Origin of the sequence: Corynebacterium appendicis CIP 107643, from assembly GCF_030408415.1 — a bacterium.
GTDB classification, from domain to species: Bacteria; Actinomycetota; Actinomycetes; order Mycobacteriales; family Mycobacteriaceae; genus Corynebacterium; species Corynebacterium appendicis.
Map to the genome: position 1 here is coordinate 1,392,855 of NZ_CP046976.1, position 20,282 is coordinate 1,413,136.

Consider the following 20,282-nt stretch of genomic DNA (forward strand, 5'->3'; position numbering starts at 1 on the left):
CCGCTTCCCCGCGTTGATACCAGCGCCGCTGCAGTCCCGTATTGTGGTGGCACACCAACAAAGAGAAGCGACGAGCTCATGAAAGGTCGTACGTGGCAGCGAGCACCCCATCAGACAACAAGAGCCCTGAGAACAGCGCTGATGCTTCCGGGACCACCGGCGCCACTTCGCCTGCCCGCAAGACCGCCGCAAAGAAGACGACGGCGAAGAAAACTGCCAAGAAGGCAACGAAAAAGGCAGTGAAGACGACTGCTAAGAAAACGGCGAAGAAGACCGCCAAGAAGACTGTCAAGAAGACGGCGAAAAAGACCGCCAGGAAGACGGTGCGCAAGTCCGCCGCCAAGAAGACGGTGCGCAAGTCTGCTGCGGCCGAGGCGGAGTCTCCGGTGGAAGCCGACGAGCTGGACGATAACGACGACCTCGAAGACGACATTCTCGACGCCGGCATCGACGGCGATGATCTCGACGACGACATGGGCGACGGTCTCAACGACAACGAGATCGGCAATGATGAATTCGAGGACGATCTCGACGATGAAGAGGTCGTCGACGCTGTCGTCGAGGATGAGGCCGAGGAAGACGACGCCGAGGACGTCGTTCCGGAACTCGGCGAGGAGGACGGTTCCGAAAAGGCCCCGGCGAGCGGCGGTGACGACGAGGACGACAATTCCGGCGCGCCGTCCGTCTGGGATATCGAGGAGTCCGCTGCCTTGCGCCAAGCCCGCAAGGATGCGCAGCTGACCGCGTCGGCTGACTCGGTCCGCGCCTACCTGAAGCAGATCGGCAAGGTCGCCCTGCTCGACGCTGAGCAGGAGGTCTCCCTGGCCAAGCGCATCGAGGCCGGCCTGTACGCCCAGTACCGGCTCGACGAGATGAAGCGCGCCTCTGATGAGGGTGACAAGGATGCCAAACTCAGCCCCGCTATGAAGCGCGACCTGCGCGCCGTGGCACGCGACGGCCGCAAGGCGAAGAACCACCTGCTCGAGGCGAACCTCCGCCTCGTGGTCTCCCTTGCGAAGCGCTACACCGGCCGCGGCATGGCCTTCCTGGACCTGATCCAGGAAGGCAACCTTGGCCTGATCCGCGCGGTCGAAAAGTTCGATTACTCGAAGGGCTACAAGTTCTCCACCTACGCCACCTGGTGGATCCGCCAGGCGATCACCCGCGCGATGGCCGACCAGGCCCGCACCATCCGTATTCCGGTGCACATGGTCGAGGTCATCAACAAGCTCGGCCGCATCCAGCGCGAATTGCTGCAAGATCTCGGCCGCGAGCCGACGCCGCAGGAGCTGGCGAAGGAAATGGACATCACCGAGGAGAAGGTCCTCGAGATCCAGCAGTACGCGCGCGAGCCGATCTCCCTGGACCAGACCATCGGTGACGAGGGCGACAGCCAGCTCGGCGATTTCATCGAGGACTCTGAAGCCGTCGTCGCTGTGGATGCCGTGTCCTTCACCCTCCTTCAAGACCAGCTGCAGGACGTGCTCCATACCCTCTCCGAGCGCGAGGCGGGCGTTGTGCGTCTGCGCTTCGGGCTTACCGACGGTATGCCCCGCACCCTCGACGAGATCGGCCAGGTCTACGGCGTGACCCGCGAGCGCATCCGTCAGATCGAGTCCAAAACGATGTCCAAGCTGCGCCACCCCTCGCGTTCCCAGGTGCTGCGCGATTACCTCGACTAATCAACGAACTATCGACGCTAAAGCCCGTAGGTCTCCGGCTCTCACATGCTGGGGTTGCCTACGGGCTTCTCTATTATTGTCTAGCTGGTTCCTTCCTCCTCGCCGAGGTTAAATTTCCAAACAGGGGTGAGATCTTTTGTTGCCCACCCATAACCGACCAAAAGCACCTGGAAGCGATGGGAATCTCCCGCCAGAATTCAGCAAGAGACGACACCTCGAAAACGGGCTAGGTGTTCTCCGTGAACCGGTCGTTCGGGCGCTCGAAGATCTGCTCGTTGACCTCGCCCGGGCCAGCGGGGGCGGGATCGTCGAAATCGGTGTAGCTGCTCGGGTCGTCGTACAGCATGGAGACGAGGAGGACGCTAACGAGGACAGCGACCACCAGAGCGCAGACATTCAGAACAATGCCGATGATGGCCGGGGCGAGTCCGCCGCGGCGCAAGCCCCGGCGGTTCTGGCTGATGCCGATGGCGCCGAACACAATGCCGGCGATCGCGGTCATTGAGCCGAGGATGATGAACCACCACGAGGTGAGCGCCGTGGCGATGCCCATCACCAGTGAAGCGATAGCGAAACCGTTGGTGCGGGGCTGCCCGTTGCCGTGGTTGGCGTAACCGGACGGTAAATAGGAATTCGGCCCGTGGGGGTTGTAGCGCCCGTACGCGTCGACGGGGCCGTCCGTGAAGGGTTGACCGTAGCCGTCGAACTGCCCGGCGCGCTCATGTGAGTAGCCGCCGTGGGGCTCGTTCAACGGATCCCGCGGGCTGCGCGGGTAACCAGCGCCGTAAGGATTCGGATGAACCATGGTGACCCCGACCCTACCATTGCTGCAGGTACTTGATTCGTTCCCTGAGCTGGTCCGCAGAGCACAGAGCGGTGGGCGGACCGCCGCATGCCTTGCGCACCTCGGTGTGGATTGCGCCGTGCGGCCGGCCGGTGCGCGCCGCCATGATGGACACGCGCGTGTTCAGCTCCTGGCGCAGCGCCGGGATGTCCTCCGACGCGACACCGCTGCCGTTGGTGGTGGTGCTGGCGGGCGCGGCCGGCGGGCGCGCTTCCCGCTCCTTCGCGGCGGCAGCCTCTTCGGCCCGGCGCGCTTTCTCTTCTGCTTCGCGGGCGTCGAGCTGCTCGGACTGGCGCTTGCGCAGGAGTGTCTTGACTTGCTCGGCATCGAGCAGGCCGGGAAGACCGAGGAAGTCCTGTTCTTCGTCGGTGCCGGCCATCGTGGGGGTGCCGTATGTGGAGCCGTCGAAGATGAGGGAGTCGAGCTCCGCAGACGCACCGATGGACTCGTAGGTCGCGGCTTCGTCGGGCTCGCTGCGTTTCTGGTTGGCTTGCTCGATCAGCTCATCGGACCAACCGGATTCGCGGTGGGGTTTGCCCAGCACGTGGTCGCGGGAGACCTCCATCTCCTCCGCCAGGCGCAGCAGCACGGGCACGGACGGCAGGAAGATCGAAGCTGACTCGCCCGGCATGCGGGAACGCACGAAACGGCCGATCGCCTGCGCGAAAAACAGCGGCGTCGACGCGGAAGTCGCGTACACGCCCACAGCCAGGCGGGGCACGTCCACGCCCTCGGACACCATGCGCACGGCAACGAGCCACTCGTCCTGGGAGTCGGAGAATTCCGCGATGCGTTTCGACGACCCCGGCTCGTCCGACAGCACCACCGTCACCGGGGTGTTGCTGATCGTCTGCAAGATCTTCGCGTAGGCGCGCGCCGTCGTCGTGTCGGTGGCGATGACGAGGCCGCCGGCGTCTGGCATGTGGCCGCGGATCTTCGTCAGGCGAGTCTGCGCGGCTTGGAGCACCGAGGCGATCCAGTCGCCCTTCGGGTCCAGCGCGGTCTTCCAGGCACGCGCCGTCTGCGCCGCGTCGAGCGGCTCGCCTAGGCGCGCGGAGTACTCCTCGCCCGCAGAATCCTTCCACTGCGCCTCGCCGCTGTAGGCGAGGAAGACGACGGGGCGCACCACTCCGTCGGCAAGCGCTTCCGCGTAGCCGTACGTGTAGTCCGCCTTAGAAACAAGGTGGCCTTCCCCGTCTTCTTCGTACGTGACAAAAGGGATGGCGGAATCGTCGGATCGAAACGGCGTGCCGGTCAGCGCCAAGCGGTGCTCGACGTCGTTGTACGCCTCGCGCACACCGTCACCCCAGCTCTTCGCGTCGCCAGCGTGGTGGATCTCGTCCAGGATCACCAGCGTGCGGCGCGAGGAGGCCACCGCGTGGTGCTTGAACGGGTGCATTCCCACTTGGGCGTAAGTGACCACGATGCCGTCGTAAGCGGGGTTCACGGCAGACGAGTTGGTGAACTCAGGGTCGAGCGAGAGCCCGAAACGTGCCGCGGCTTGGGACCACTGGACCTTCAGGTGTTCCGTGGGCACCACGACGATGATGCGCTCCACGGTCTTCTGCGCGTGCAGCGTGCTCGCCAACGTCAGCGCGAAGGTCGTCTTACCCGCACCGGGTGTAGCGACGGCGAGGAAGTCCTTCGGCTGCGTAGCAGTGAAAAGGTCAAGGGCCTCCTGCTGCCATTGGCGCAGAGACGGCCCCTTGCCCGGTGCTGCGGATGTCACTTGCGGCGCAGCCCCTTGTAGATGCGCTCGCAGTCGGGGCACACCGGGGAGCCGGGCTTGGCTTGCTTTCGCACGGGGAAGGTCTCCCCGCACAACGCGACGACCATGTCTCCGCTGATGGCGGAGTGCACGATCTTGTCCTTCTTCACGTAGTGGAAGAAGTCCGGGGTGTCATTGCCCTGCGATGTGTCTTCGCGGACATCGGGCCGTTCAATCGTCTTCGTCGTTGTCTGCGTCACGAACACCATCATGCCTCATTGCCCAAACCATGTTTAAAAGCCGTGTTGGCCGCCGATTGCTCGCGGAAGCACGCCCGCCACGTCTACCCTAGGGTCCCATGAGCACAGCAGGCGGTTTCAGCGACCAACCCGTCGTGGATGCAGATTCCGTGAGCTCGCCCGGCAAGCGCTTTTCGCGACGCAAGGCCGAGTTGATCACGTCCGCGAAGCGTTCCCCGATGGAGAATCTCCGTTCCCGCGAGCGCGCTTATCTCATTATGCAAGGAATGCGCATACCGTTCGTGTTCCTTTCGATCGCGGCGGTGATGTGGTGGCACAACTGGGTTCTCGCGATCATTTTCTTCGCCATTTCGATCCCGCTGCCGTGGATTTCGGTCGTGGTGGCCAACGACGGCAACGAGGTCCGCGACAAGCGTTCGCGCAACGTGTACAAGCCCGCCGCAGCACGCCAAAAGCAGCTCGCAGCCGCGCGTCAGCAGCAGCTCACCGAGCGCGCCCACACAGAGCACACCCCCGAGACCATCGACCACGAGGATTAAGGAGCACACAGTGCAGCCCACCGATATCGCGCGCGACTTGGTCCGCGAATTCACGTCCGCCGGGTTCACCTCGGACTCCATCGCCGCGCACCTCGGTCCCGACGCAATGGAGGCACTGTTCCGCGGCGAGCCCGGCGCGGTCCTCGAGGCGTGCGGCGACTCACGCTTGTCGGGCCTCATCCGCTTCTTCCTCGTGCGCGAGAAAATGACGGCGGAGGAGCTCTCCGAGCACCTACCGGCGCGTCTCGTGCTTTCGCTTATCGACGCCGCAGTGGTCTCCCCCACCCCCTCCGGCGACCTGCAGATCGCGCTGGATATCCGGCCCCACATCATCGCCGGGCGCGACCGCTTCATCTTTTCCGATTTGGACGCCTCGATGACCGACCATGTGCCGGGCCCAGACCACGTGCTCGGCGTCGGCGCGGCCAGCCTGTCGCTGTTGTCCGCGACTCCCCTGACCCCGGTCGAGTCGGTGCTGGATCTCGGCACCGGTTCAGGCGTTCAGGCGCTGGCGCAGGCGCAAACGGCCGAGCGCGTGGTGGCCACCGACGTCCACGAGCGCGCGCTCACCCTTGCCGACGCCACCATGGCCGGCGCCGGGGTGGACAATGTGGAGCTGCGCCACGGGTCCTGGTTCGAGCCCGTCGACGGCGAACGCTTCGACCGCATTGTGGCTAACCCGCCGTTCGTCGTCGGCCTGCCGGAGGTCGGCCACGTCTACCGCGACTCAGGTTTGGACCTCGATGGCGCCTCGGAGCTCGTCGTCTCCTCTGTCCCCGACTACTTGGCCCAGAACGGCTCGGCATTCATTCTCGGCTCCTGGGTGCACACCAGCGAGCAGTCGTGGGAGCAGCGCGTTGCCAGCTGGTTTCCCTCCAGCGGCGTGTCCGCATGGGTCCTGCAGCGCGATGTCGTCGACCCGGCACTCTACGTGTCCACGTGGCTGAAAGACGAGTCCGTCGATCCGCGCTCCGCTGACGGCATTGCCCGCACCCGGCACTGGCTCTCCCACTTCCGCGACGAAGATGTCCGCGCTGTCGGATTCGGCTGGATCTTCATCCGCGATATCGGGGACGCCCCCACAGAGGTCACCACCGAAACGCTGTCCCAGCCGTTCACGGACCCGCTCGGCCCCGAGGTCGATGAGTACTTCGTGAGGATGGAGTGGCTGCGGGAGACGTCGATAAGCGATGTGCTGGGTGCGAGCTATGCTCTGCGGCCCGGCGTCGCGATGGAAGACGTGAGCCTCGCCGACGCCGAGACCGGAATGGGTTTTGCCCCCGAGGTCAAACGCATCACGCGCACCGACGGCCCGCGTTTTTCCCACGAGGTCGACGACGCCGTCGCCGCGATCATCGCCGGGCTCAACCCCGACGGGCTGCCGCTGCGCGACATTGTCTCTCTCTGGGCCGCCTCCCACGGGCTCGACGACGACGCCGAAGAAGCACTCGGCCACGATGCCGCCGGTGTCGTCGTGGACTTGATCCGCCACGGTTTCGTCTTGCCCGCCGACCTCATCAGCATCAACAGCTAATTCGTCCCGACCCCGAAAGGAACCCCATGAAAGCCGTACTCACGCGCGTCACTGAAGCATCCGTCGCCGTCGACGGCGAGACCGTCGGCGCCATCGATTGCCACGAGACCGGTGGTATCCTCGCCCTCGTCGGTGTCGGGAACGACGACGCCGACGACGCATGGGAGACCATGGTGCGCAAGATCGCCGAACTGCGCATCTTGGACGGCGAAGTCTCCGCCGAAGAAGCAGGCGCCCCCGTCCTGCTCGTCAGTCAATTCACGCTCATGGGACGCACGAAGAAGGGCCGCCGACCGTCCTGGTCCGACGCCGCGCCGGGAGATGTCGCCGAGCCCATCATCGCCAAGATCGCCGCCGGGTTGCGCGAGCGCGGAATCCACGTCGAAGAGGGCCGTTTCGGCGCGATGATGGAGGTCTCCTCAGTCAACTCCGGGCCGTTTACAGTAACTGTTGAAAGCTAAAACCGACCTGCTAAAGTCCCAATCACGGCAATCGCGCATCCGCTCCCCACAGCAGACCCCAGATGAGCTGCATGAATGAATGCGAAGACGGCAGGGTCTCACCGCGGGAACAAACTGCTCTTGTCCGGCGTTAGAACGATAGATTCGCGAGACTTGAAGGAGCTTTCATCCATGACTCAGCCCAATGTAGATCATGTCGATGACAATGAGGAAAAAGTCGACCGCGGGAACCGTCGAAATCAGACGAATGACAACCCGTCAGCCGACCTCGTCCGCGTCTACCTGAACGGTATCGGCAAGACTGCTCTTCTGAACGCTGAGGAAGAGGTCGAGCTCGCGCAGCGCATCGAGGTGGGTCTCTACGCGCAGAAACTTCTTGACGATCCGGACGTCGAGCTCACCCGCGCCAAGCGCCGCGACTTGAAAATCCTGGCGAAGGACGGCCGCAAGGCCCGCTCCCACCTCCTAGAGGCGAACCTGCGCCTCGTGGTCTCGCTGGCCAAGCGCTACACCGGCCGCGGCATGCCGCTGCTGGACCTCATCCAGGAAGGCAACCTCGGCCTGATCCGCGCGATGGAGAAGTTCGACTACACCAAGGGCTTCAAGTTCTCCACGTACGCTACCTGGTGGATCCGCCAAGCGATCACCCGCGGCATGGCCGACCAGTCGCGCACGATCCGCCTCCCAGTCCACCTCGTCGAGCAGGTGAACAAGCTCTCCCGCATCCGCCGTGAGATGTACCAGTCCCTCGGCCGCGAACCCACGAACGAAGAGCTGTCCGAGGAGTCCGGCATCGAGGAATCCAAGATCGAGATGCTGCTGCGCCAGTCCCGCGACCCGGTGAGCCTGGACATGCCCGTCGGCGCCGACGAGGAAGCCCCGCTGGGCGATTTCATCGAGGACGCGGAGGCAGCCGACGCCGAGGACGCAGTGGTCTCCGCCCTGCGCCACGACGACATCAACGACATCATCGGCGGCCTCGAGCAGCGCGAGCAAGACGTCATCCGTCTGCGCTACGGGCTCGATGACGGCGTGCCGCGCACCCTCGACCAGATCGGCCGCAAGTTCGGGCTGTCGCGTGAGCGCGTCCGCCAGATCGAGCGCGAAGTGATGAGCAAGCTGCGCGTCGGCGACCGCGCCGACCGCCTGCGCGACTACGCGTTGTAGGCCGGTAACCCAGACGCACCGTCCGAATGGCGGTGTGTTCTGGGTTACTATGTGCTCTAGTCTTTAGTCGTATTCGTAAACGCCGTCAGCCATGGTGGCGTTGTGGTGGTAGCGCAGCTTTGACTGCGGCCGCCGTGTGAAAGATTGAGGGAAGTCCGTAGTGAGAGATCTCGTAGATACCACCGAAATGTACTTGCGCACGGTCTACGAGCTCGAAGAAGAAGGCATTGTTCCGCTGCGAGCCCGCATCGCCGAGCGCCTCGACCAGTCCGGCCCTACCGTCTCTCAGACCGTTGCGCGCATGGAACGCGACGGCCTCATCGTCGTCGAATCCGACCGTTCCCTGTCCCTGACGGAGCGCGGACGAGAGCTCGCCACCTCCGTGATGCGCAAGCACCGCCTCGCCGAGTGCCTGCTTACCGACGTGCTGAACTTGGATTTGAGCCAGGTGCACGCCGAGGCTTGCCGCTGGGAGCACGTCATGAGTGAAGACGTGGAACGCCAGATGCTGCGGGTGCTCGACGACCCCACGCGCTCGCCGTTCGGCAACCCCATCCCCGCTCTCGATGAACTGGGATACACCGCGTCGCCGGAAGAGGACCTCGGGATGCGAGTGAGCGAGCTCGAGATCACCGAACCGGTCCATGTGGAGATCGTGCAGATCAACGAGATCCTGCAGCTCGATTCGGAGCACTACTCCTCCATCTGCCGCTTCGGCATCGCCCGCGGCGCGCACGTGACCTTGGAGCGCAACGACAACGGATCGCTCGCGCTGGTCACCGAGTCCGGCGCGCGCGTGAATCTCGCCCCGGATCTCACGCACGCGCTTCGCGTCATACCTGTCCACGGGTAGCAACTAGGCTGGTTGACCGTACTCACCACCTACCCTGAAAGAGGGAAATTCATGTCCCGTCTCGTCGTCACCGGCGGCGCCGGCTACGTCGGCAGCGTCTGCTCCAAAGTCCTGTTGGAGGCCGGCCACTCGGTCACCATCGTGGACAATTTCTCCACCGGCAATCGCGATGCCGTGCCGGACGGCGCCGCTCTCGTCGAGGGCGACATCGACGACGTGATCGACGATGTGCTTGCCGACGGCCCCGTCGACGGTGTCCTCCACTTCGCCGCCCGCTCCCTGGTCGGCGAATCCGTGGAAAAGCCCGACGAGTACTGGCGTGACAACGTGGGCACCACGTTGAAGCTGCTGAACTCCATGCGCGACCACGACGTGACCAACCTGGTGTTCTCGTCCACTGCCGCGACCTACGGTGAGCCGGAGCGCGTCCCGATCACTGAGGACATGCCCACCGCCCCGAGGAATGCCTACGGCGCGACCAAGCTGACCATCGACTACGCCATCACCTCGTACGCCACAGCCTTCGGCCTGGGCGCGACGAGCCTGCGCTATTTCAATGTGGCCGGCGCCTACGGCGGTCTCGGCGAGAACCACGCGACGGAGACCCACCTCATCCCGCTGGTGCTCCAGGTCGCGCAGGGAAAGCGCGAGAAGATCTTCATGTACGGCGATGACTGGCCCACCGCCGACGGTACCTGCGTGCGCGACTACATCCACATCCGGGATCTCGCCGATGCGCACCTTCTGGCGCTCGGCTCGAATACCCCGGGCAAGCACCACATCTTCAATCTGGGTTCCGGCGACGGCTACTCCGTCAAAGAGGTCATCGAAGCATGCCGCCGCGTGACCGGTCACGAGATCCCCGCCGAGGTCGCACCCCGCCGCGCCGGCGACCCGGCCACCCTCATCGCGTCGTCGCAGCGCGCGAAGGACGAGCTGGGGTGGACCCCCACCCGCACCGATCTCGACCAGATCGTCGCCGATGCGTGGGAGTACACCCAGTCCCGTTAACGCCGTAGCGTTCGTGCCCGGCGGTTACGCGCTGGCCGCCTGATCGCTGTATTCCTCGTCCGGCTCATCCGCGTCGTCGAAATCGTCTTCGCCTTCGTCACCACTGCCGCGGCCGAAGTCGTTGAATTCGTCCCCGTCGCCGTCCGCGGCATCGCCGATGATGTGCGCGCACGCGAGCTCGCAGCCCTGGAGAATCGTGGTGACCAGGTGCTGCTGTTGTCCCGCGGCGAGGATCTCCTGGCAGATCGCCGACATGGAGTGGGCCGGCACATCTTCCTGGGCTGTGGCCAGAGCGGCGGACGCCCACGAGGACAGGCCCTTGCTGATCGCGACGATCGACCACAGGCTCAGTGCATTCGCCCGGATCACGCCGTCGAACGCGCGGGCCACAGCTAGCAGAGCCGTCGCGGCCGGCTCCGGGTGGCGGACAGCCGTGCCGATCACGCAATCGCGCAGCATCGACCGTGACAGCACAGTTACGAGAGCGAAGAGATCGTCGGTGTCCGCGAAAACGCGGTCCAGGCTCAGGCGCTCGTCCGAGGCGATGAGAGGCAATGCCGGTGCGTTGCGCAGCGCCGCCATGGCCTCCCGGACGAACTCGCCGGGAGTGGACGCGCCGCGGTCGATCTGGCGGCGCAGCGCGTCGGCGCACAGCCGCGCCTCACGGGCGAGCTCCGCAATGGCGACCTCTTCCCCGCCGATGGTCACCACGCCCGAGTGGGGCTCCTGCTCGAAGTACTCGAATGTGTCGGCGCGGTCGAGCGCCGGTAACACCCCGTTGTCGCGCCACGCGCGCATCGCCGGCGAGCTCACCACGGAGCCCACGGTGCCGCGGCTCCACTTCAGTTCAGGCCAGTTGCGGTCCATTTCGTCCGGGTCGGGGCCGAAGACCATCTCGTACGGGGTGCCCTGCGCGATCTCGGAGACGTGCCACAACACGTCCACCAGCGGCTCGCCGCACGGACGGGTCAGATCCTCCAGCGCGTGTGCCGCGGCCGTGGCCAGCTTCCCCAGGGGCGTCCGGGTCACCAGCACGCCGAGGAAGGCGACGCAGCGTCCCACCGGTGCCGTGTCCAGAAATTCGCCCAACTGGCCGGCGTGGGCTAAGTCGGCGCGCATCACCGGCCCCAGCACGAGTTCGCCGCCCCGGGTCTCATCCGGCACGAGCCCGATCACGACGACGGATTCCTGCGGGTAGTAGCCGATGGTGCCGGGAATGGTGGCGATGATGCTCGACGGGTCGTCGACGGAACCGATCTCGTCGGTCCACGGATCGTAGTTCGGGGTTGTCGGGTCGTTCGGGCGGTCTGGGTTGTTCGGATTTTGCGGCTTGTCCGGGTTCTGTGGTTTCTGAGGTCCTGTGAATGAATGTGTCATGCCCTATTGGACTTTCCCCACCCCCTGATCGGTTCCCCGGACAAGCAGAATCGGTGCGAAACGGGGTGGAGGGAAACTGGCGCAAAGTGGGCTCGTCGATAAGCGAAGCTGTGCTTTCCCGGATAATTCGCGAGGTGGTCAACGCGTACGGGGCACGATCCGTAAGGTGGGAATGAATCTTAGCGCCCGTGGTGTTGCACTGGGTGTTGATTGGTTCAGATAAAGGAGGATGTCACACATGACGTCAGACGATCAGCGGCACATGTACGAGCTAGAGTATCCGGCTCCCGCCGTGGAAGACGGCGCGTCCTCTGGCCCCACCCTCATCGTGGCCATGCAGGGCTACGCCGATGCCGGGCACGCCGTCGAAGGCGCCGCCGGGCATTTGAAAGACGCGCTGGATTCGCGCACGCTCGCCACGTTCAACAACGACGAGCTCATCGACTACCGTTCGCGGCGCCCGATGGTGACGCTGAGCCAGCACGAGATCAGCAACGTCGACGACATCGACCTGGACATCCGCGTACTGCGCGATTCGAAGGGCGAGTCTTTCCTGCTGCTCTCCGGCCCGGAGCCGGACCTGCGCTGGGAGGCGTTCTCGAAGTCCGTCGCGGACCTCGCGGACCGCTTCAACGTGGACAAGACCATCTGCCTCTACGCCGCGCCGATGGGCGCGCCCCACACGCGCCCTCTCGTGGTCTCCGCGCACGGCAACGACCGCGATCTCGTCGGAAAGATGTTCACGTTCGACGGCATGGTGTCTATTCCGGGCTCCGCCGCGGTGATGATCGAGCGGGAGCTGCACTCGCGCGGCCGCCGCGTCGCAGGCTACACGGCGCACGTGCCGCACTACGTCGCGTCGTCGCCGTACCCGCACGCGGTCTACCAGCTGCTGCAGTCTGTCTCCGACACCTCGAATCTGCAGTTCCCGCTGCGCTCCATCGAGCGCGACATGGAGCGCGTGGCACAGCAGCTCGCCGAGCAGACGAACAATTCTGACGAGATCACGCAGGTCGTCGCCCAGCTCGAGCAGCACTACGATTCGGAGATGGCGTCCTACCGCGAGAAGAACCCGCAGAAGATGATGCCGGGCGAGGCCCAGGTGCCCAGCGGCGAAGAGATCGGCGAGGCGTTCGAGAATTTCCTCGCGGCCATCGACGACCGCGACCGCGGCAAAACGCTTGGCCCCGGCAACACGTGGGAAGACGACCAGATCGATCTTCCGGAGGACCCGGACGACGACGAGTAGTCGCGCGCGTTTAGTACCGTGGGCTAAGTGACCACCAACGACGAACAGGCCCCAGCACCGACGCTCACAGATTCCATTGCGGATCTCGAGGACGTACCGAGCTCGCTTATCGACGACGCGGTCTGGGACTCCTTCACCTCCTGGACCACCTCGCGCGGCATCTCGCTGTATCCGGCGCAGGAGGAGGCGTCGTTGGCGCTGCTCGCCGGCGACAATGTCATTCTGGCCACCCCGACCGGCTCCGGTAAGTCGATGGTGGCCAATGCCGCGCACTTCATCGCGATGTCACGCGGCCAGCGCTCGTTCTACACCGCGCCGATCAAGGCGTTGGTGAGCGAGAAATTCTTCGCCCTGTGCGATATCTTCGGCCCGGAGAATGTGGGCATGATGACAGGTGACGCCACCGTCAACGGCGATGCCCCGATCATCGCGGCGACCGCCGAAATCGTGGCCAATATCGCGCTGCGCGAGGGCTCGAAATCCGATATCCGCCAGGTGGTGATGGACGAGTTCCACTACTACTCCGAGCCCGACCGCGGCTGGGCGTGGCAGGTGCCGCTGCTCGAGTTGCCCAAGGCGCAGTTCTTGCTCATGTCCGCCACCCTCGGCGACACGAAGTGGCTCGAGGACGACCTGACGCGCCGCACGGGCCGTAAGACCACCTTTGTCGGCGGTTCCGATCGTCCCGTTCCGCTGGACTTCCACTACGTGTTCACGCCCGTCCACGAAACGATCGAGGAGCTGCTCTCCGACGGCAAAGCACCCATTTACGTGGTGCACTTCTCCCAGCGTGAGGCCACGGAGCGTGCTCAGGCGCTCACATCGATCTCCATGATCACGCCTGAGGAAAAAGAAGCGATCCGCGAGGCCATCAGCGATTTCCGCTTCACCACCACCTTCGGCAAGACCTTGTCGAAGCTGCTGCGGCGTGGCATCGGCATCCACCACGCAGGCATGCTGCCGAAATATCGCCGCCTCGTTGAGCGCCTCGCGCAGGCCGGCCACTTGAAAGTCATCTGCGGCACGGACACGCTCGGCGTGGGCATCAACGTGCCGATCCGCACCGTGCTCATGACCGGTCTGGCCAAATTCGACGGCACGAAGCAGCGCATCGTGAAGTCGCGCGAATTCCACCAGATCGCCGGACGCGCGGGTCGCGCCGGCTACGACACCGAAGGCACGGTCGTTGTCGAAGCACCCGAGCACGAGATCGAGAACGTCAAGCTGCGCCGCAAGGCCGGCGACGACCCGAAGAAGCTGAAGAAGATCCGCAAGAAAGCCCCGCGAGACGGCGAGATCTCCTGGTCGGAGAACACCTTCAACCGCCTCACCGAGGCCGAGTCGGAGGAGCTGACCAGCCAATTCACCGTGTCCAACTCGATGCTGCTCAACGTCGTGGCTCGCCCGGGCGACGGCTACGAGCACATGAAGCACCTCCTGCGCGACAACCACGACACCCGCGCGAAACAGAACCGCGACATTCTCACCGCCGTCGACCTCTTCCGCGGACTCATCGCCGCCGAAGTCGTCGAGCGCACCCCGGACTCCCCCGCTTTCCGCCCGTACACGCTCACCGCGGAGCTCGACCGCGACTTCGCGCTCAACCAGCCGCTGTCGCCGTTCGCGCTCGCATTCCTCACGCTGTTGGACCCCGAGAGCGAGACCTACGATCTCGACGTCATCTCCGCCTTCGAGGCGATCCTCGACGACCCGCGCCAGCTCCTCCAGGCCCAGCAATCCGCCGCCCGCGGCGAGGAGATCGCCGCGCTCAAGGCCGACGGCGTCGACTACACCGAACGCATGGCGCTCATCGAGGACGTCACATACCCGCAGCCGCTGCGCGACGAGCTCGAGGAGGCGTACGAGACATTCGTGCAAGGCAACCCGTGGGCGAAGGAATTCGACCTCTCACCGAAGTCCGTTGTGCGCGACATGATCGAGCACGCGATGACATTCTCCGACGTGATTGCCACCTACGGCCTCGCGCGCAGTGAAGGCGTTGTTCTGCGCTACCTCACCGACGCGTGGCGCACGCTGTCGCACTCCATCCCCGATGCATACATGACGCAGCGTCTCGACGACATCATCGTCTGGCTCGGCGAGCTCATCCGCCAGGTAGATTCTTCGATTATCGACGAATGGGCCCACATGGCCGACGAGAACACCCCGATTAGCCGCGACGACCTGGAACGCGAGCTGGCCTTCGGCGTGGAGGACCCCACTGCCCTCACCGCCAACCGCCGCGCCTTCACGATCATGGTGCGCAACTACTTCTTCCGCATGGTGGAACTCTTTGCCTACGAGAAAGAAAAAGAGCTCGCCGACATGCTCGACTACATGGAGCTGGCCGACCAGCCCGACTGGCCGGCTCTCATGGACGACTACTTCGACGAATACGACGACGTCGACCTGGACGCTGACGCGCGCGGTCCCGATTACTTCGTCCTCGCCGACGCCGATCCCGGCTCACGAACCTGGACTGTCACCCAAATCGTGAAGGACCCCGAGGGAGATAATTCGTACCAGCTGCACGGCACCGTCGACCTCGACGCGTCCGACGATGCCGGCGAAGTTCGGTTGAGTGCGCTGGAAATGCGGCATTAAATACTTCCGCTATTTTCGCGCAGCAACCTATCAATCCTTGTAGTTTTAAAACATGAGCAACAAGGAGTACCGCCCGACGCTGGCTCAAATCCGCACGTTCGTGACCATTGCCGAGCGCCGGCATTTCGGCACCGCGGCCAACCAGCTGCAGATCTCCCAGCCCTCCCTCTCCCAAGCGCTCGTCGCCTTGGAATCAGGCCTGGGAATTCAGCTCATCGAGCGATCGACGCGCAAAGTCATCGTCACGCCCGTCGGTGAGCGCCTCCTCCCCTACGCACAGGCCACGCTCGAAGCCGCCGATTCCTTCGTGCAGCATTCCCGCGGCGCGCAAGGCGTTCTCACCGGGCAGCTCACCTTGGGCATCATCCCGACCATTGCGCCGTACCTCCTGCCCGAACTTCTGCGCGCCGCGCAAGAACGCTACCCGGATCTCGAACCCAAGATCGTTGAGGAAACCACGCCGGCGCTCATGGACCAGCTGCGCAACGGCCAGCTCGACGCCGCGCTCATCGCCTTCCCCACCGGCACGACCGGACTGGACGAGATCCCCCTCTACACCGAGGATTTCGCCATCGCAGTCGCCGAGGGCCATCCGATGGCCGGCCGCGACGATGTCACCCTCAGTGAGCTGGACGCCCTCGATATGCTGCTCATGGACGACGGGCACTGCCTGCGCGACCAGATCATGGACCTGTGCCGCAACGCCAACCTCGACGTCGCCGGCATGACCGAGTCCGTCACCCGCGCGTCCTCGCTGACCACCATCATCCAGCTGGTCGCCGCCGGCTACGGCGGAACGCTGCTGCCTATTTCCGCCGTGTCGGTCGAATGCGCCCGCCCCAACGTCGCCGTGGCACACTTCGCCGACAGCGTCACCGCATCGCGCCACGTCGGACTCGTGCACCGCTCGTCGTCGACGCGCGCCGACGAATTCGCCGCCCTCGGGGAACTGATCACGGAGGCCTTCCACGCGACCGTCGACAAGCGTGCTTAGGAGCGTGCGCGCGACAGCTGCCTGCTAGCGGCGACCAGCGTGCGGGTAGACTCGCGCGTTGACTATGACGACACCGAAGATCACCCGCGACGACCTCTACCGCCGACTCGACGAGCTGCCCATCGCCAGCGTCCGCCGGTTCCAGCGGCGCCTGAAGAAGGCGCGGTCGCCGCACGCGCTCAGCCAGATCAGCGCGGACATGGACACCGAGGCGGGGAAGGTCGCGGACGTCGATAAGCACGTGCCCGCGATCGAGTACCCCGAAGCCCTCCCTGTCTCCGCGCGGCGCGACGACATCAAGGATCTCATCCGCGACAACCAAGTCGTCGTCATCGCCGGTGAGACCGGCTCCGGCAAGACCACGCAGATCCCGAAAATGCTCCTCGAACTCGGGCGCGGGCGCCGCGGACTCATCGGGCACACCCAGCCGCGCCGTATCGCCGCGCGCACCGTCGCCGAACGCATCGCCCACGAACTCGGCCAATCCATCGGCGAGACCGTCGGCTACGCCATCCGCTTCGACGACCGTGTCTCCGACACCACCGCCGTCAAGCTCATGACCGACGGCATCCTGCTCGCCGAAATGCAGCGCGACCGGTTCCTCAACGCCTACGACACGATCATCATCGACGAGGCCCACGAACGGTCGCTCAACATCGACTTCCTCCTCGGCTACTTGAAGCGCCTGCTGCCCGCGCGGCCGGACCTGAAGGTGATCATCACCTCCGCGACCATCGACCCCGAGCGCTTCGCCGAGCACTTCGCCGATGCTTCCGGTAAGCCCGCGCCCATCATCGAGGTCTCCGGGCGCACTTACCCGGTCGAAATCCGCTACCGTCCGCTGGAAACGGAAGTGGCGACCAAGGACGGCGGCACCAAGGTCGTCGACATCGACATGCTCGACGGTCTCGTCGCCGCGCTCAAGGAGCTCATGGCCGAAGGCGACGGCGACATACTGTGCTTCTTCGCCTCAGAGCGCGATATCCGCGACGCCATGGAGGTCATTGAGAAACAGCACTGGCGCGGCGTCGAAGTCACGCCTTTGTTCGGCCGACTGTCGAATGCCGAACAACACCGCGTGTTCTCCCCGCACTCCGGGCGCCGCATCGTGCTGGCCACCAATATCGCCGAGACATCGCTGACCGTGCCCGGCATCCACTACGTCGTCGACACCGGCCTTGCCCGCATTTCGCGGTACTCCACCCGCACCAAGGTGCAGCGGCTGCCCATCGAGGAGATCTCCCAGGCCAGCGCCAACCAGCGTTCCGGCCGCTCGGGACGCACCGCCGACGGCATCGCGATCCGCCTCTACTCCGAGGACAATTTCCTATCGCGCCCCGAATTCACCGACCCGGAAATTCTGCGGACCAACCTAGCCAGCGTCATCCTCCAGATGATCAACCTGCGGCTCGGCGACATCGCCGAATTCCCCTTCGTGCAGCCGCCCGAGCGCAAGGCTGTCCGCGACGGCCTGCTGCTCCTCCGCGAACTCGGCGCCATCACCGACTCGAGCGACAACGCCGAGCCCGCGCTCACCGACGTCGGCCGCGACATCGCCCGTATCCCTGTCGATCCGCGCATGGCGCGCATGCTCGTCGAAGCTAGCCGCTTGGGCGTGCTCCCCGACGTCACCGTCATCGTCGCCGCCATGACAATCCAGGACGTCCGCGAACGCCCCCTGGAACACCAGGCGCAGGCCGACCAGGCGCACGCGCGATTCAAAGACACGACCTCCGACTTCCTTGCCTCGCTCAACCTGTGGGACTACATCAAGGACTCCCGCGACGAACTGTCCGGCAACGCCTTCCGCAAGCGCATGAAGAAGGAATTCCTCCACTACATGCGCATCCGCGAGTGGTTCGACCTCGTGCGCCAGCTCCGCGACGCCGAAGGGCAGCTCGGCTGGACCAACCTGCGCCACGCCGATGTCGGCGAACGCGACCCGAACGCGATCCACCAGTCGCTGCTGACGGGTCTGCTATCCAATATCGGCGCACGCGACGGCAATTCCAAGGAATTCAAGGGCGCCCGTGGCACCCGATTCATGATCTTCCCCGGCTCCTCCCTGGCTAAGAAGCCGCCGGAATTCGTCATGGCCGCAGAGCTCGTGGAAACGTCCCGCCTCTGGGCGCGCGACGTCGCGGCGATCGACCCGTCCTGGGCGGAGAAGATCGCCCGCGACCTCCTCAAACACACCTACTCCGAACCTGTCTGGTCACAGAAGCGCGCTGCGCCGATGGTGCACCAGAAGTCGATGCTCTACGGCGTCACGGTCGTCGCGGACCGGCTCGTGCCGTACCACCGCGTCGACATGGAGGCAGCGCGCGACATGTTCATCCGCCACGCGCTCATCGGCGGCGAGTGGAATTCCCACCACGCCTTTTTGAAGAACAACGCGGCTCTGCTCGAGGCAGCGGCGGCGGTCGAGGAGAAGGTCCGCCGCCGCGGCATCGTCGTCGACGAGGACACGCTTTTCGACTTCTACGACCAGCGCATCCCCGACGACATCGGCACCGGCCGCCACTTCGACGCATGGTGGAAGAAGAAGCGCCAGAAGGACGCGTCCTTCCTCGACTTCGACCCCGAAGCTTTGCTTAACGATGCCTCCGCCGACTCCTCCGAAGCCTCCTTTCCCGACAAGTGGCGCCAAGGCTCCATCGACTACGACCTGCAGTACAAATTCGAGCCCGGCGACCCCTTCGACGGTGTCACCGTGCTCGTCCCCGCGCCCCTGCTAGCGGGGTTCGAGGACACCAGTTTCGACTGGCTCGTCCCCGGCTTACGCGAGGAACTCGTCACCGAGTTGATCCGCTCGCTGCCAAAGGCACTACGCAAGACTGTCGTTCCAGCACCCGAATTCGCCGACCGCGCCATGGGCAAGCTCGTCCCTTTCGAGGCCCCCATTGCAGAGCAGCTCGCCGAGGTGCTCCGCTCCCTCGGCGGCCACGGCATCAACGGGGGCGACTTCCGCTCCGAGGCACTACCCGCGCACTTGAAGATGACGTACGCCGCCGTCGACCGTCGCGGAAAAATCATTGACCATGACAAGAACCTCGCCGCGCTGAAGGAACGCCAGGCGGGCCACATCACTTCCTCGGTAGCGAAGGCGACGAAGACGGCCGAATCCGACTCCGCTAAAGATTGGACTGCCGACACTCTCGGCGACGTGCCCGAGACCGTCACCACCTCCATCGAGGGCAACGACGTCGATGCCTACCCCGCCCTCGAGGCCACCGCCGATGGCGTGCGGGTGAAGGTCTTCCCCACCAAGGCCGCCGCCGATGCCTCCATGATGACAGCAACGCTGACTATGCTGATGCGCCAGATCCCCGTCAACGCGTCGCAGATGACGAAGGGGCTGCCGCTGCGGCAGCGGGTGGCCGTCGAAAAGTATCCGCACGGCGGCGCCGCTGGTCTCGTGGAAGACGCCCGCGTGGCCGCGATTCGCGACCTCATGATGCAAAGTGGCGGGCCCGTGCGCACCCCCGAGGAATTCACGAAACTGCTCGCGGCGGTGAAACCTCGGGTGGCGGGGGCTGTGCGCCGGTCTATCGTCGCCATCGCCCCCGGCGTTGTCGAATACGTCAATATTGCAGCCGAACTGGACAATTGGGACGGTCCTGCGATCGACGACATCCGCCAGCAGATGCAGTTCCTTCTCCCCAAGAACGCGATCACCATTCACGGGATCGAGAACCTGCAGCACCTGCCGCGCTACATGACCGCCATCCAGATGCGCCTCGACGACATTAACCACGACCCCGACCGCGATGCCGACCGCCAGGCCGTGATCGACGAGGTGAAGACCTACCGAGACGCCAAGCTTCAGCGCCTGCCCGCCAACCAGGCGAAGTCCCGCGCGATCAAGGACATCAACTGGCGCATCCAAGAACTGCGTGTGAGCCTATTCGCTCAGCGCCTGGGCACCGCGAAACCGGTGAGCCCGCGGCGCATCGAGAAGATGATCGACAAACTCTAGCGCGGTTCCGGGATTTGGTC

At 64.8% G+C, this 20,282-nt stretch carries 15 protein-coding genes; 11 read left to right on the plus strand and 4 right to left on the minus strand.

What is annotated here, in order from left to right; genetic code table 11:
* Nucleotides 1-92: 92 nt before the first annotated feature.
* A complete protein-coding gene (locus tag CAPP_RS06855; RefSeq protein WP_076598874.1) occupies nt 93-1,682 on the plus strand; it encodes an RNA polymerase sigma factor in 1,590 nt (529 codons plus the stop codon).
* Between the two features lie 226 nt (nt 1,683-1,908).
* Here CAPP_RS06855 and CAPP_RS06860 read toward each other — a convergent pair whose 3' ends face one another.
* From CAPP_RS06860 to CAPP_RS06870, 3 genes are read right to left on the minus strand one after another with little or no spacing between them, the layout of a single operon-like run.
* Nucleotides 1,909-2,487: a DUF4190 domain-containing protein gene (locus CAPP_RS06860; protein ID WP_143313848.1), complete on the minus strand. Its 579-nt coding sequence runs from the start codon at nt 2,485-2,487 to the stop codon at nt 1,909-1,911.
* A 13-nt stretch (nt 2,488-2,500) separates the two neighbouring features.
* The gene (locus tag CAPP_RS06865; protein WP_076598872.1) at nt 2,501-4,255 is read right to left on the minus strand and encodes a DEAD/DEAH box helicase; all 1,755 of its coding nucleotides are present in this window, start codon (nt 4,253-4,255) and stop codon (nt 2,501-2,503) included.
* A complete protein-coding gene (locus tag CAPP_RS06870) occupies nt 4,252-4,503 on the minus strand; it encodes a DUF3039 domain-containing protein (protein WP_076598924.1) in 252 nt (83 codons plus the stop codon). The genes CAPP_RS06865 and CAPP_RS06870 overlap by 4 nt, the downstream gene beginning before the upstream one ends.
* 89 nt (nt 4,504-4,592) lie before the next feature.
* On the opposite strand from CAPP_RS06870, the gene CAPP_RS06875 reads away from it, so the two are divergent.
* The 6 genes from CAPP_RS06875 (at nt 4,593) to galE (ending at nt 10,059) form a co-directional block, all read left to right on the plus strand.
* A complete protein-coding gene (locus CAPP_RS06875; protein ID WP_076598871.1) occupies nt 4,593-5,033 on the plus strand; it encodes a DUF3099 domain-containing protein in 441 nt (146 codons plus the stop codon).
* Between the two features lie 10 nt (nt 5,034-5,043).
* Entirely contained in the window at nt 5,044-6,567 is a 1,524-nt protein-coding gene (locus tag CAPP_RS06880; RefSeq protein WP_084560527.1) for a N5-glutamine methyltransferase family protein, read from the plus strand.
* 26 nt (nt 6,568-6,593) lie between these two features.
* Nucleotides 6,594-7,028, plus strand: coding sequence for a D-aminoacyl-tRNA deacylase (gene dtd, locus CAPP_RS06885; RefSeq protein WP_076598869.1), 435 nt, complete (start codon nt 6,594-6,596; stop codon nt 7,026-7,028).
* A gap of 171 nt (nt 7,029-7,199) precedes the next feature.
* Nucleotides 7,200-8,195, plus strand: a complete 996-nt coding sequence (locus CAPP_RS06890; RefSeq protein WP_076598868.1) for a sigma-70 family RNA polymerase sigma factor — start codon at nt 7,200-7,202, stop codon at nt 8,193-8,195.
* Between the two features lie 160 nt (nt 8,196-8,355).
* A complete protein-coding gene (locus tag CAPP_RS06895; RefSeq protein ID WP_076598867.1) occupies nt 8,356-9,048 on the plus strand; it encodes an iron-dependent transcriptional repressor DtxR in 693 nt (230 codons plus the stop codon).
* 51 nt (nt 9,049-9,099) lie between these two features.
* A complete protein-coding gene (galE, locus tag CAPP_RS06900; RefSeq protein WP_076598866.1) occupies nt 9,100-10,059 on the plus strand; it encodes a UDP-glucose 4-epimerase GalE in 960 nt (319 codons plus the stop codon).
* 24 nt (nt 10,060-10,083) lie between these two features.
* Here the strand turns inward: galE and CAPP_RS06905 are convergent, their stop codons facing one another.
* On the minus strand, nt 10,084-11,436 hold the full coding sequence (locus CAPP_RS06905; protein WP_076598865.1) for a DUF4192 domain-containing protein: 1,353 nt from the start codon (nt 11,434-11,436) through the stop codon (nt 10,084-10,086).
* Nucleotides 11,437-11,674: 238 nt separating this feature from the next.
* Here CAPP_RS06905 and CAPP_RS06910 point away from each other — a divergent pair, with 238 nt between their 5' ends.
* The 4 genes from CAPP_RS06910 to hrpA all read left to right on the plus strand — a co-directional run bounded on the left by CAPP_RS06910 (nt 11,675) and on the right by hrpA (nt 20,262).
* Nucleotides 11,675-12,685, plus strand: coding sequence for a PAC2 family protein (locus tag CAPP_RS06910; RefSeq protein WP_076598864.1), 1,011 nt, complete (start codon nt 11,675-11,677; stop codon nt 12,683-12,685).
* A gap of 27 nt (nt 12,686-12,712) precedes the next feature.
* Nucleotides 12,713-15,289, plus strand: a complete 2,577-nt coding sequence (locus tag CAPP_RS06915; protein ID WP_076598863.1) for a DEAD/DEAH box helicase — start codon at nt 12,713-12,715, stop codon at nt 15,287-15,289.
* A gap of 52 nt (nt 15,290-15,341) precedes the next feature.
* Nucleotides 15,342-16,283, plus strand: coding sequence for a hydrogen peroxide-inducible genes activator (locus tag CAPP_RS06920; protein WP_076598862.1), 942 nt, complete (start codon nt 15,342-15,344; stop codon nt 16,281-16,283).
* Between the two features lie 64 nt (nt 16,284-16,347).
* Nucleotides 16,348-20,262 (plus strand): ATP-dependent RNA helicase HrpA, encoded by a 3,915-nt coding sequence (hrpA, locus tag CAPP_RS06925; RefSeq protein WP_076598861.1) that lies wholly within the window; start codon nt 16,348-16,350, stop codon nt 20,260-20,262.
* Nucleotides 20,263-20,282 lie beyond the last annotated feature (20 nt).

Excerpts from the sequence above, each read along its gene's own strand:
- CAPP_RS06860 (WP_143313848.1), bottom strand. The coding sequence starts at position 2,487 with ATGGTTCATCCGAATCCTTACGGCGCTGGTTACCCGCGCAGCCCGCGG.
- CAPP_RS06870 (WP_076598924.1), bottom strand. The coding sequence starts at position 4,503 with ATGGTGTTCGTGACGCAGACAACGACGAAGACGATTGAACGGCCCGAT.
- CAPP_RS06875 (WP_076598871.1), top strand. The coding sequence starts at position 4,593 with ATGAGCACAGCAGGCGGTTTCAGCGACCAACCCGTCGTGGATGCAGAT.
- dtd (WP_076598869.1), top strand. The coding sequence starts at position 6,594 with ATGAAAGCCGTACTCACGCGCGTCACTGAAGCATCCGTCGCCGTCGAC.
- CAPP_RS06890 (WP_076598868.1), top strand. The coding sequence starts at position 7,200 with ATGACTCAGCCCAATGTAGATCATGTCGATGACAATGAGGAAAAAGTC.
- galE (WP_076598866.1), top strand. The coding sequence starts at position 9,100 with ATGTCCCGTCTCGTCGTCACCGGCGGCGCCGGCTACGTCGGCAGCGTC.
- CAPP_RS06905 (WP_076598865.1), bottom strand. The coding sequence starts at position 11,436 with ATGACACATTCATTCACAGGACCTCAGAAACCACAGAACCCGGACAAG.
- CAPP_RS06910 (WP_076598864.1), top strand. The coding sequence starts at position 11,675 with ATGACGTCAGACGATCAGCGGCACATGTACGAGCTAGAGTATCCGGCT.
- CAPP_RS06920 (WP_076598862.1), top strand. The coding sequence starts at position 15,342 with ATGAGCAACAAGGAGTACCGCCCGACGCTGGCTCAAATCCGCACGTTC.
- hrpA (WP_076598861.1), top strand. The coding sequence starts at position 16,348 with ATGACGACACCGAAGATCACCCGCGACGACCTCTACCGCCGACTCGAC.